The 12,607-nt window shown below is 48.0% G+C and carries 10 protein-coding genes; 5 read left to right on the top strand and 5 right to left on the bottom strand.

Annotation, left to right across the window (positions count from 1 at the left end; translation table 11 throughout):
• Positions 1 to 21 precede the first annotated feature (21 nt).
• Together B0B12_RS13020 and B0B12_RS13015 are read left to right on the top strand one after the other, a co-directional pair.
• On the top strand, positions 22 to 957 hold the full coding sequence (locus tag B0B12_RS13020; RefSeq protein WP_076669447.1) for an AlbA family DNA-binding domain-containing protein: 936 nt from the start codon (positions 22 to 24) through the stop codon (positions 955 to 957).
• A 375-nt stretch (positions 958 to 1,332) separates the two neighbouring features.
• A complete protein-coding gene (locus tag B0B12_RS13015; RefSeq protein WP_076669445.1) occupies positions 1,333 to 3,171 on the top strand; it encodes an ATP-dependent nuclease in 1,839 nt (612 codons plus the stop codon).
• A gap of 268 nt (positions 3,172 to 3,439) precedes the next feature.
• On the opposite strand, the gene B0B12_RS13010 is transcribed toward B0B12_RS13015, so the two are convergent.
• Complete coding sequence (locus tag B0B12_RS13010; protein ID WP_076669443.1) at positions 3,440 to 3,796, bottom strand: hypothetical protein; 357 nt, start codon at positions 3,794 to 3,796, stop codon at positions 3,440 to 3,442.
• A 266-nt stretch (positions 3,797 to 4,062) separates the two neighbouring features.
• On the opposite strand from B0B12_RS13010, the gene B0B12_RS13005 reads away from it, so the two are divergent.
• Positions 4,063 to 4,479 carry a BrxA/BrxB family bacilliredoxin gene (locus B0B12_RS13005; protein WP_076669442.1) on the top strand — a complete coding sequence of 139 codons (417 nt, stop codon included), beginning with the start codon at positions 4,063 to 4,065 and terminating at the stop codon, positions 4,477 to 4,479.
• A 75-nt stretch (positions 4,480 to 4,554) separates the two neighbouring features.
• Here B0B12_RS13005 and purD read toward each other — a convergent pair whose 3' ends face one another.
• Together purD and recQ are read right to left on the bottom strand one after the other, a co-directional pair.
• Positions 4,555 to 5,847, bottom strand: coding sequence for a phosphoribosylamine--glycine ligase (gene purD, locus B0B12_RS13000; RefSeq protein WP_076669440.1), 1,293 nt, complete (start codon positions 5,845 to 5,847; stop codon positions 4,555 to 4,557).
• 222 nt (positions 5,848 to 6,069) lie between these two features.
• A complete protein-coding gene (recQ, locus tag B0B12_RS12995) occupies positions 6,070 to 8,250 on the bottom strand; it encodes a DNA helicase RecQ (protein WP_076669439.1) in 2,181 nt (726 codons plus the stop codon).
• A 69-nt stretch (positions 8,251 to 8,319) separates the two neighbouring features.
• Here recQ and B0B12_RS12990 point away from each other — a divergent pair, with 69 nt between their 5' ends.
• Complete coding sequence (locus B0B12_RS12990) at positions 8,320 to 9,291, top strand: KpsF/GutQ family sugar-phosphate isomerase (RefSeq protein WP_076669437.1); 972 nt, start codon at positions 8,320 to 8,322, stop codon at positions 9,289 to 9,291.
• Between the two features lie 2 nt (positions 9,292 to 9,293).
• Entirely contained in the window at positions 9,294 to 10,370 is a 1,077-nt protein-coding gene (locus B0B12_RS12985) for a mannose-1-phosphate guanylyltransferase (RefSeq protein ID WP_076669436.1), read from the top strand.
• A gap of 110 nt (positions 10,371 to 10,480) precedes the next feature.
• Here the strand turns inward: B0B12_RS12985 and rlmB are convergent, their stop codons facing one another.
• Together rlmB and B0B12_RS12975 are read right to left on the bottom strand one after the other, a co-directional pair.
• Positions 10,481 to 11,317: a 23S rRNA (guanosine(2251)-2'-O)-methyltransferase RlmB gene (gene rlmB / locus B0B12_RS12980; RefSeq protein ID WP_076669434.1), complete on the bottom strand. Its 837-nt coding sequence runs from the start codon at positions 11,315 to 11,317 to the stop codon at positions 10,481 to 10,483.
• Entirely contained in the window at positions 11,290 to 12,546 is a 1,257-nt protein-coding gene (locus tag B0B12_RS12975; protein ID WP_244554704.1) for a GWxTD domain-containing protein, read from the bottom strand. Before B0B12_RS12975 ends, rlmB begins: the two co-directional genes overlap by 28 nt.
• Between the last annotated feature and the right edge of the window lie 61 nt (positions 12,547 to 12,607).

Raw genomic sequence — 12,607 nt, 5'->3', positions numbered from 1 at the left:
AATCACTAAAAGCTATATTTTATGATTTCCATTCTCGATAAGGATATAATAACAGAAGACGACCTACAAAGCCTAATTACTTTAGGAGTAGAAGAATCGATTAATCTGGATTTTAAAGCTGCTGGAAGTATAGATATTACAGATAAGAAGAAAGCTGAAATAGCCAAAGACGTCTCGGCATTCGCTAATTCTGCAGGAGGGATGATAATCTATGGTATAAATGAAGTAAACCACAAAGCAAGCTCATTTTCACCTATAGATGGCAACACTTACACTAAAGAATGGTTAGAGCAAATCATCCAAACAAGAATTCAAAGAAAAATTGAAAATCTAAAGATTATTCCAGTGAGGATTGATAATGATATTCATAAATCTATTTATGTCATAAAAATCCCTGAAAGCTCTTCAGCTCCACATATGACTTCAGATAAAAAGTTTTATAAGAGATATAATTTTGAATCTGTACAGATGGAAGAATATGAGATCCGAAACTTATATAATAGAAAAGACAAAACTGAACTTGTAATTCACAATATCCTTTCATCACCAAAAATCAAGTTTGAAACAAATGATGAAAATGAATCAATTGCATATTTAGACTTGAAATTTCAAGTCAAAAATATTAGCAAAGCTATTGAGAAAGATTATAAGCTAATTGTTCAGCTGAACTTTAGAGATTATTCTGTAAAGTTTAGAGTAAACAGTAATTACAATCATAACCAACCAGATGCTAATTCTGGCTCTATTTCCTTTCACGGTCTTTCACCAATATTTCCTGATGAAGTTTTAACTATAGGTGAATTTGAATTAGGAGTTAAGACACCTATTACCACAGAATTTACCGAGCAAAAGAAACTTCACATGCTAATACACGACTCATGTGGTACAGGTGAAATGATTATACCCTTAGCAGACTTATATGATAATATAATAAATCTGGAGCAAACAAATTGGTAAACGCACAAACGCGGTACACTACGCGGTACAACTTCTCTGACTGATGTGAATCTTGAAGATTAAGCTTGAATAAGAAAGTGTGTAAGAAATGCCTTAAAAACCACTTTTTGATTGCTGATGATTCACAGTGATTCACCCTGATAAACCCGTGTTAGGTCCCTTCGCGACCACATCACTTTAATAAAAAGGCTTCTAAATCAAATATTTAGAAGCCTTTCTTCATTTCCGCGGTACAAATACGGTACACTCGAGCGATTCCTCGCTCTTTTCTGGCTTCCTTTATTATCTACTTCACTTCTTTTCAACTTAGAAGTTATTCTGGTTATTAAATCTATACTTATATAACTATATTTGAATAGCTAATCATTATACTCTATGAAGCTAAAGTATTTCAGAATAAAGAATTACAAATCTATAATAGATAGCGGTAGGTGTGATTTATCATCTTCCGATAATATAACAGTACTTGCCGGACAAAACGAATCGGGGAAAAGCTCGTTACTTCGTGCCCTTTATGACTTCTATAAAGGGTCATTGCAAAAGGATTCTATAAGGTTAAATGAAGATGAACAATTTCCATCTATCGAATGGCAATTTTATTTGGAGAACACAGATAAAACACCAATCAAATCATACTTTGAAGAGTCAAAAATATTGCAATCATTCTTCTTAGGGTTTAAAGAAATTGTTATAGAAAGAAGCTTTATTTCCGTCACTGAATATGAAACAAAAATCCCCAAGTCTAAAACCTCACACTTATTAGAATTTTTATTAGGGCAGTTGAAGGATTCTACCAAAAGGATTACTAACGAAGTTGTAAATACATTAATCACTGAGATTGATAACTGTACAATATATGCAGAGGATGATAATGAAGCAGAAGCAGAAAGTTACGATTCATTATATCAGCAACTTGAAATAACTTTCGAAAGATTACTTTCCCAATTTGCAGAGTATTTGCTTGAGAACTGTAGCCCCAAAGTTATTTTCTTTGATGACTTCTGTGATTTACTTCCTGACGAAATTTCTATTGAGTCGTTAATGCAGAGGAAAAAGTCGAATGGTTATCAAGCTGTTAAAAATGTAGAAAATATTCTAAAAACAGATTTTACAACGTTAGACACCCTTTCTGATATAAAAAGAAAACAAAGTCAACATAAAAATGCAGGAGAATTAACAGCCAACTTTAATGATAGATGGAAACAAAGAATTAGTATTGAGAATGGTACTAGAATACATATTGAGCACTATCAAGGAAAAGCTGAATCTGCTTCTTATTTAAAGTTTTATATCGAATCAAAACCTGGTGAATATTTAAACCCTAGCCAAAGAAGTCAAGGCTTCAAGTGGTTTTTATCTTTCTATCTACATTTAACTGCTGAAAGCAATCGAAACGAATCGCTTATAATTCTTTTTGATGAACCAGGGCTACATCTACACGCAAAAGCTCAAAGTGATATGATAAGTGTTTTTGAAGAACTGTCCCAAAAACACCAAATCATTTATTCTACTCATTCTTCTCATCTAATAAATCCTAAGAAACTTCATCGTGTGAGACTTGTTTTAAACAGCGAAGCCGCAGGAACAACTGTTGAGAAAATCACTACGAATAAAGCTGTAAATAAGAAGGATGCTCTGAGACCAATTATCGATGCAATCGGATTAGATATTGCTCACAATTTTTCAGCCGTTAATAGAGAAAACGTTATTCTAGAAGGAATATCTGACTTCTACTATTTTACAGCAATGAAAAAGCTTCTAGATCCAGATTCAGATTACCATTTCATTCCTTCGATGGGTGTTTCTCAAGTGCATCTCCTTATGGAGCTTTGTATAGGTTGGGGTCTTAATTGGGTTATAGTTTTTGATAAAAAAGATAGCACAAGGGAATACAACAAGATTAAAAAGCAGTTCTTCTTGAACGATGATTCCAAAGCTAGAAAGAAGATTTACACATTGGTTGGATGCGACGGAATAGAAGATGCTTTTCATTATGAAGATTTCAGACAAGTTCTCCCAGAACTAAAAAATCCTGATACAACTTCTTTAAGTATAATCGCTGAGGAGAATGGGGGAAAAGAGCTTTTTGGGAGATTATTCCTATCTAAGGTGGAGGCGAACGAAATAACTAAAGAAACTCTTCATCCATCTACCGTTAGCAAATTTGAAGAGGTGCTGAGTAATGTAAAAGCAATGTTAACTGAAAGCTATTAACAGGAAACTCCACATTAATCTTAATTCTTGCAGTTGCGATTGTAACAACACAAAAATAAGATAGTATACCCGCAAGGAATATACTATCTATATGTTTGTTACCACCTGATACTATAGTAGCTGTCTCCCGCTGCGTTGCCCTGATAATATTATTAATTGATAACTATCAAGGGTGTAATATAGTCAAGGCGGGCTTTTTTTATTTAGTCTATTCTGAATTGTTTCCTGATTTGTACCTAGCTATACCTTGTGGCTAACTCCCTACTCTTTACGCCGCTATACTTTCCCCCAAAGGAAACTTCTGTTTAAACTGCTCCAGTTCTCCCAGTACCTTTCTGCTCACTTTGTAGCGCACGTGGTCCTCGTGCAGTTCTCCCCAATGCGAAAATATCTGCCAGGTCTGGTTGCCGCTAAAGTTCTGGATCTCGGCCTCCGTCATGTCGCGCACAAAGAAAGTGTCCAGCGTTACGTCCTCTTCCCGCATGGGCACGTGAATGTGGGTGCGGTCGCAGTTCAGGATCTGGATGAGCTCGGCGGGCCGCTCCTCGTTGGCTGGCATGTAAAAGTAAGCCACTTGGTGGAGTTTCTTCATGCCAAAAGGATGAGGGTAGTTGTGTGGTTGCATAGTTAGGTCCTTAAGCCAAGGGTCGCATGAAATCCCAGCTGCCATACAGCCTAATCCAGGCACACGCATGGCATAACGGAATAAGGTTGTATACCCTACTCGTTGGCCTTCTGTTTAGCTAAAATGCATATTCTAAAAACTATACAAAAAGATATATTTTAAGTTCCCTATCCCGTGTTACACTTCTCATTTTTAGCCTTTCTGCAGAATTATGTTTAATTTTGCAGTGTCAATTATCTTTCAATTAAAAGCTGATAATCATGGGAATGTATCCTGAATATATGGTCGCTCCGATCCGCGAAGACCTGACCTCTGCAGGCTTCGAGCAACTGATGACCGCCGAAGAAGTAGAGCAGGTGTTATCGTCGAAAGAAGGTACGGTGCTGGTTGCGGTGAACTCTGTTTGCGGTTGCGCTGCCTCCAAGGCCCGCCCAGCTCTGAAGATGGCGGTTGCCTCTTCTGAGAAGCGCCCTTCCAAGATGATCACGGTGTTTGCAGGTATGGAGCAGGATGCCGTAGCCAAGGCGCGAGAGTATATGCTGCCTTATCCACCATCGTCTCCTTCTATCGCCCTGTTCAAAGACGGTGAACTGGTGCACATGATCGAGCGTTACCACATCGAGGGCAACGAGCTTAACCGCATTGTAGACAACCTGCAGGGCGCTTTCGAGGCTTATTGCTAAGCTCTGAGCTGATCTCAACAAAAAGGCCGGTGTTTCGCGAAACACCGGCCTTTGTTATTTTCAGGTACAGCCTACCTAGCGCATCGGCTGCTTCTGTAGGTCAAAGCCGATGTCACGACGGTAGTAGCGGTCGGTCCATGTAATCGCTTCGGCTGCCTTGTTGGCTTTGGCCAGCGCCTCTTCCATGGTGTCGCCTAGCCCGGTTACCGCAATCACGCGGCCCCCGTTGTTCACGATCTTATCGTCCACACGCTTCGTGCCGGCATGAAACACCAGGGTATCCGGCTCCGCTTGTCCAAGGCCGGAAATCTCTTTGCCTTTGTCAAAGCCCTCAGGATAACCACCCGACACCAGGAACACCGTGGCAGCTGTGCGCGGGTCTATCTCCAGCTTGAAATCGCCCAGCTTGTGGTCGTGCAGCGCTAGGAACAGTTCAAAAAGGTCGGATTTGATGCGCGGGAGAATCGCCTCTGTCTCTGGGTCGCCCAGGCGCACGTTGTACTCGATCACATAAGGGTCGCCGTTCACGTTCATCAGACCGATGAACAGAAAACCAGTGTAATCCAGGTTGTCGGCCTGCATGCCGCGTATGGTTGGCTCAATCACGCGCTCGCGCACCTTCTGCATAAAGGCCTCGTCGGCAAACGGAACCGGCGAAATAGCGCCCATACCTCCTGTGTTCAGCCCCGCATCGCCTTCGCCAATGCGCTTGTAGTCTTTCGCCTCCGGCAGCAGCACGTATTCTTTGCCGTCCGTCAAGATAAACACCGACACCTCTATACCTTGCAGGTACTCTTCGATCACCACCTTGCTGCCTGCTTTGCCAAACTTGTGGTTGCGCAGCATGGCCTCCAGGCTCTCAATGGCTTCGTCGAAAGTCTGCGCGATGATCACGCCCTTGCCGGCAGCCAGGCCATCGGCTTTGAGCACCACAGGGTAGCTGTGTGAGCGCAGGTACTCTACCGCCTCGCGGTAGTTTTCCTCGGTAAATGTTTCGTAGCGCGCCGTCGGGATGTTGTACTTCTGAAGAAAGGCTTTGCAGAAGTCTTTGCTCCCTTCCAGCATTGCGCCCAGCTTTTTAGGGCCTACCACCAGCACATCGCGCAGAAAGTCCTTCTCCTGGAAGTAGTCGTGTATACCTTCTACCAAGGTGTTTTCAGGACCTACCACCACCATCATGATGTTGAAATCCGTCACAAACTTGGCAACCTCGTCGAAGTTGTGGATGTCGATGGCACAGCTCGTATGAAACTCGTCTGTGCCTGCGTTTCCGGGTGCCACAAATATCTGCTCGGCGTATGGGCTCTGGCTCAGTTTCCAGGCAAGTGCATGTTCCCTCGCTCCGGAGCCTATTATCAGTACGTTCATAGTCTAATTGCTAATTGCTGGTTGTTAATTGCTTTAATCAGCCTTATTTAAAGCGCTGTGCGAAGTTATAAATTTATACTCGGCCGTATAGCACAAACCTTTGTTTTTACTTTCCTGGCCTACGCCTCTTAAAATAAAAAAGACCGTTGCATGTATACAACGGTCTTTCTATACCTGTTAGTCTTGCTGCTGATAATCAACAAACCATCGGCAAGCACCAAATTAATTCGCGTACTCCGACAGGAACTTGATGCGCATCAGGCGCACGTCCTCTTCGCTGTAGTCGTCTGTGCCCAGCTCCTTGAGCGCCACCGCGATGTTGTCGGTGCTGGCGTTCATGAAGTAGTCGTATATCTCATCCTGGCGCTCGTCGTCCAGAATGTTGTCGATGTAGTAGTTCAGATTCAGCTTGGTGCCTGAGTAGCAAATGTGCTCTATCTCCTCGATCAGTTCCTGCATGGTCAGGTCCTTGGAAGAGGCAATCTCCTCCAGGTCTACTTTCTTGTCGATTTGCTGGATGATGTAGATCTTGATCTTCGACTTGTTCACAGTGGTCTTCACCACCACGTCCGCGGCCGTCACAATGTCGTTCTCCTCAACATATTTCCCAATCAGGTCCAGGAAAGGCTTGCCAAACTTCTGCACCTTGCCCATACCTACACCGGCGATGTGCGCCAACTCCTCGCGGGTAGTCGGGTATACGGTGGCCATTTCCTTCAGCGAAGGATCCTGGAACAGCACGTAAGGCGGCAGGTTCTTCTCCTTAGCCAGTTTCTTGCGCAGGTTCTTGAGCAGATCGAAGAGTACTTCGTCGTGGCCTGCAGCGGCCTGGGTTTCCTCCTTCTCCTCGTCTGCTTTTACCTCTTGCTCATAATCGTGGTCTTTGGTCAGCTGGATCGGGTGCGGATTGGCGATAAAGTCAAGCCCTTTCTGAGTGAGCTTCACGATGCCAAACTGCTCGATGTCCTTCTCCAGGTACTCCGACAGTAGCACCTGACGCAGCACGGAACTCCAGAACTGGGCATCGTGCTCTTTGCCGGCGCCAAACACTTCCAGCTTGTCGTGATCGTAGCTGCTCACATACTGGTTGCGCAGACCTGTCAGCACGGCGGTGTTGTGCTCGATGCTGAAGCGCTCGCCTGTCTGCTGAATTGTTTTGAGCGCGAGCAGGACCTTGTCCTGCGCCTCAAAGCGCTCTTTCGGGTGCAGGCAGTTGTCGCAGAAGCCGCAGTCTTTTTCGTAGGCTTCGCCAAAGTAGTGCAGCAGCTGCTTGCGGCGGCACACGGCCGAGTCAGCGTAGGCAGCCATCTCCTGCAGCAACAGCTTGGAGTTGTCGCGCTCTGTTACCGGCTTGTCTTTGTTAAATTTCTCCAGCTTGATGATGTCGTCGTAGCTGTAGAACATGATGCAGTTACCCTCCAGGCCATCACGACCGGCGCGGCCTGTCTCCTGGTAGTAACCCTCAATGGATTTCGGCGTGTCGTAGTGAATCACAAAGCGCACGTCTGGCTTGTCGATGCCCATACCAAAAGCGATCGTAGCCACGATCACGTCCACTTCCTCGTTCAGGAAGGCGTCCTGGTTGGCCATGCGCACATTGGCATCCAGACCGGCATGGTAAGGCAGCGCCTTGATATCGTTCACGCGGAGCAGTTCCGCGATCTCTTCTACTTTTTTGCGGCTCAGGCAATAGATCACACCACTCTTGCCCTTGTGCTTCTTCACGTACTGTATTACCTGCTTCTTAGTGTTATGCTTGGGGCGCACCTCGTAGTACAGGTTCGTGCGGTTAAAAGACGACTTAAACACCGAAGCCTCGTCCATCTGCAGGTTGCGCTGGATGTCGAGCTGTACCTTCGGCGTGGCGGTGGCTGTCAGGGCGATGATGGGCAGGTTGCCGATCTGATCGATAATGCCACGGATGCGGCGGTACTCCGGACGGAAGTCGTGCCCCCACTCCGAGATACAGTGTGCTTCGTCGATGGCTACAAAGGAGATATCGGACGCGCGCAGAAACTCAACTGTTTCTTCCTTGGTCAGCGACTCCGGCGCCACGTAGAGCAGCTTTACCTCACCGGCCAGGGTTTCCTTCTTCACTTTGTTGATCTCCGACTTAGAAAGCGTGGAGTTCAGGAATTGGGCATTCACCCCGAAAGCGTTCAGTTGATCCACCTGATTTTTCATCAAGGCGATCAGCGGCGAGATAACGATGGCAGTTCCCGGCAGCGAGAGAGCAGGCAGTTGGTAGCACAACGACTTGCCAGCGCCGGTCGGCATAATCACAAAGGTGTTCTTTCCGTTGATAATGTTGTTTATTATCAACTCCTGATTGCCCCTAAATTGATTATACCCAAAAACTTCCTTTAATTTGTTCTTGAGATTGATCTCCGTTTTGGTAGACATGTAATAAAATCAGAAATTTAACTGTAAAGCAACGTATCCCCTCTGGGGTACCTTTAACACAAATTTAAATTGAATCTTCTTAATAATATAGCCCTCACGGCAAAAAAAGTATTGACTGACGAGGCCGAGGCTATCGCCAGACTGGCAGATTTTATCGACGAACACTTCGAAAGTTGCGTCAAGGCCATTTTGAACATCAAAGGCCGCGTGGTAGTGACAGGCATCGGCAAGAGTGCCAACATCGCCACCAAGATCGTCGCCACCCTCAACTCAACCGGTACACCCGCGCTCTTCATGCACGCCGCCGACGCCATCCACGGCGACCTTGGTATGATCCAGCCCGACGATTTTGTGATCTGTATCTCCAAGAGCGGCAACACGCCTGAGATAAAGGTACTCGTTCCTTTGCTCAAACGCAAAGGTGCCCAGCTCGCGGCCCTAGTTTCGAGCACCGACTCATACCTGGCCCAGAGCGCAGACTTCGTTTTGAACGCCTCGGTAGAGCGCGAGGCCTGCCCGCATAACCTGGCTCCTACTACCAGCACCACGGCTGCTCTCGCGCTCGGCGATGCCCTGGCGGTGAGTCTGCTGGAGGCGCGCGGTTTCAGCAGCGCCGACTTTGCCACCCTGCACCCGGGCGGCTCGCTGGGCAAGCGCCTATACCTGAAAGTGGACGATATTTTCCGCCAGAACATGGCCCCGCACGTTTCGGAGGACGCCCCGCTGAAGGATATTATCATCGAAATATCCTCTAAAAGACTGGGTGCCACGGCCGTGGTGAAGGATAGAACAGAAGAATTGGTGGGAATTATAACTGATGGCGATTTACGCCGTATGCTGAACAAATATGACTCAATAGACAGCATACGCGCATCAGATATCATGACGGCATCTCCCCTTTCCATAGAGCCAGAAACCTATGCGGCCGAAGCGCTGGCTATCATGCAGAAAAAAAACATCACCCAACTCATTGTCACTAAATCAGGCAAGTTCGAGGGATTCGTACACCTCCACGATCTGCTGAAAGAAGGACTCATATAGACATGAACGAAAACACTTTTGTGGTCATCATGGCGGGCGGCATCGGAAGCCGCTTCTGGCCATTCAGCCGTACCGATTTCCCAAAGCAGTTTCATGATGTACTGGGCGTAGGCGAAAGCATGCTCCAGATGACCATGAGACGATTCAAGGACATCTGCCCACCCGAAAATGTGTACGTGGTAACCAACCGCGACTACCAGAACCTGGTGAAGGAACAGCTGCCGGAACTGAGCGACAACCAGATCCTGCTCGAGCCGATCGGCCGCAACACCGCTCCCTGCATTGCCTACGCCTCGTACAAAATTGCGCAGATCAACCCCAACGCCAACCTGATCGTCACGCCTTCCGACCACATGGTACTGAAGCAGGAGGCCTTTACCCAGGTGGTCAAAAAAGCGGTGGAGGCAGCCGACAGTGACGACGTGCTCATCACGCTCGGCATTACGCCCAGCCGTCCTGACACCGGCTACGGCTATATCCAGTACATCGACGACGACTCAGCGACGATCAAGAAGGTAAAAACTTTCACTGAGAAGCCGAACCTGGAACTGGCTCAGATGTTCCTCAACAGCGGCGACTTCGTGTGGAACTCCGGCATTTTCATCTGGAATGTGCAGAGCATCATGCGGGCTTTCAGACAGTTCCTGCCTGAGATAAGCGAGATATTTGAGGAAGGCGCTCCGAAGATGCACACGCCGGACGAGACCAACTTTATCATAAAAGCCTACTCACACTGCCGTAACATCTCCATCGACTACGGCATCATGGAGAAAGTAGACAACGTGTACGTGGTGCTGGCCGACATCGGCTGGTCCGACCTGGGCACCTGGAATTCGCTCTATACCATCAATGAGAAAGACGAAGCCGGTAACGTGATAGGTGGCGACGTGTTGCTCTATGACACTAAAAACTGCATTATCAAAACCCCGAAAGACCGCTTAGTGGTCGTAGAGGGCTTAGAAGGTTATATTGTGGCTGAGCACGACAATGTGCTGATGATTTGCCGCCTGAGCGAAGAGCAGAAAGTGAAGGAGTTTATGTCGGATGCCAAGTCTAAAAAAGGCGCCGAATACATCTAGTATACCTACGGCTATACCTTGGCCGGCATGGTTATGGCACAAAAAAGGGGAACGCTGGCAGCAGCGTTCCCCTTTTTTAATGGTTATATTTGGCTATACCTTATCTCGGTTCAAAAGTCATTCTGGCTGGAGTAGCCGCTTTCGCGCAGGCGGTGACTCATGGCTTCATACAGGATGATGCCTGTCGCAACCGACACATTCAGCGAACCGATCTGGCCTAAAAGCGGAATGCGCAGTCTGGCATCGGCTCGCTTGAGGTACTCCGGTGAAATGCCGTCTTCCTCACTGCCCATGATGATGGCGGTCGGACCCACAAAATCCACGGTGTTGTCGGTCAGGTTATGCTCTGTCTTTTCGGTACAGGCCACAATTTGCACGCCGTAGTCCTTCAGGTAATCGATCGTATTCTTCAGGTTCGGCTCGCGGCAAACCGGTACCAGGTGTAATGCTCCTGCCGAGGTCTTGATCGCGTCGGCGTTGATCTGGGCACCTCCCCTGCTAGGTATAACGATGGCGTCCACACCCATGCACTCGGCGTTGCGGGCAATAGAGCCGAAGTTGCGCACGTCGGTGATACGGTCGAGTATGAGTAGCAGTGGGCTCTTGCCTTTCTCAAAAAGCGAGGTCACGATCTCGTCCAGCGGCATGTAGGTGATGGCTGAGATCAGGGCAACGGCTCCCTGGTGGTTTTTTCGGGTCAGGTTGTTGAGTTTCTCTACCGGCACGCTGGCAACGGGCACATCGTGCTTCTTAGCCAGGTCGAGGAGTTCGTCGGTGGTGGCATTGCGGGCCCCTTTCTGCACAAAGATCTTCTCCAGCACCTTTCCGGCCAGCATGGCCTCTATGATCGGCCGGAGGCCAAAGATCATTTCCATTTTATCCTCCTTCGGAGTTCTGGGGCCGCCATAGCGGTTGCCACCTACAAATTTGTTATTCCTGCTCTCCATCTTGCTACAGTGCTGTACCAGTTCTCCTCGTATTCACGGTTCCGTACCAGCTCAAAGTGATTTTCGGTAAAGGTATTCTCTTTTTTCGAAAATACGAACTTGACGTACGGTGTAGACTCCGATTCGCGGTAGATCCAAGTTTCGGCATCGGGGCTGATGCTCACATTATGGGGCTTTCCATAGATGATGTAGATCATGCCGCGGTCGGTGGCCCAGCCGGGCTTAAACGAGGTATAGAGCTTGTTCGCGGTTTCGACGCGGGTATAGTAAGTTCGGATCAGCTCGCGCGCCAGCTTCTTGTCTTTGGCTATTTTGAGCCAGAAGCCGTCTAAGGCAGCTTTCTGATCCTGCGTGTTGTAGAGTGCCTCCCGCTCCGCCGAGGTGGTCAGGTAAATGAGCGGTGTGACCATGTCCTGGACACGGGTGATGAGCGGGTAAGTGCCACCTTGCACCACCACTCCTTGTGTGGCGCCTGTTGCGGTTCGAAGCAGGTATAGCCCCTCCCGCTCCAGTCGGAAAGTATCCAAGGCTGCCATCGCCAGCGAGTCTCCGGTAGCTTGCGGCACGGCAGGCAAACTTTCCTGGCGCGTCGACATGGGGGGCAGGGCGGGCTGCAGGGTATAGTCTACCTGCTGCACCCGGAACGTGGTGTTGGTGTCGCTGGGTTGCCACAGGTATAGGCTGTCAGCAGTAGTGGCAAAGCCGCGCAGCAGCGGCGCGTTCGTACGTACCTGCAGCAACATAAAGTCTTTTCGCAGCATATTGGGATTGAGTGCCAGTCGATGAGAAACGCCCAGACGCTCCTGACCGGCCAGTTTCATCCAGAGCCGTGCCTGCATCGTGTTGCCCGCCGCCACATACTTAGCAGGTATAGCCACCGGCACCTCCAGCGTTCCGTTCGAGGCCACACGGTGCTGCGGTAGCACCTGCACCGTATCGCGCAGCAGAAGCATGTCGCGCTCTGTGTTACCTGAGCGGATGGTGAAGTCCACCCGATCGCCGGCCTGCGTCAGGTCGAGCAATTGGCGGAGTTCTTCAAACCGGAGGATCAGGTGCAGGGTGTCGGGGGTGCTGTAGTGGCCATACTGCAGTACTACCTCCGGCTGCTCAGATTTGGTAGCAACAGGGGCGGTATCGCGGTACATAGGCGCATAGGCAATGTCTGAACTGCCACACGAGGAGAGCAGTAGCAGCAGGGACAGGCAGGTAAGAAGACTTATCTGTTTCATTAGCTTGAAGATAAAGCAGGCACCCGAAAATAGCAAAAGCCGAACACAAACGGGTTCGGCT

This window comes from Pontibacter indicus, from assembly GCF_900156345.1.
Taxonomy (GTDB): Bacteria; Bacteroidota; Bacteroidia; order Cytophagales; family Hymenobacteraceae; genus Pontibacter; species Pontibacter indicus.
The sequence above is the reverse complement of the archived record's forward strand: the minus strand, read 5'-3'. Positions and strand labels throughout refer to the sequence as shown.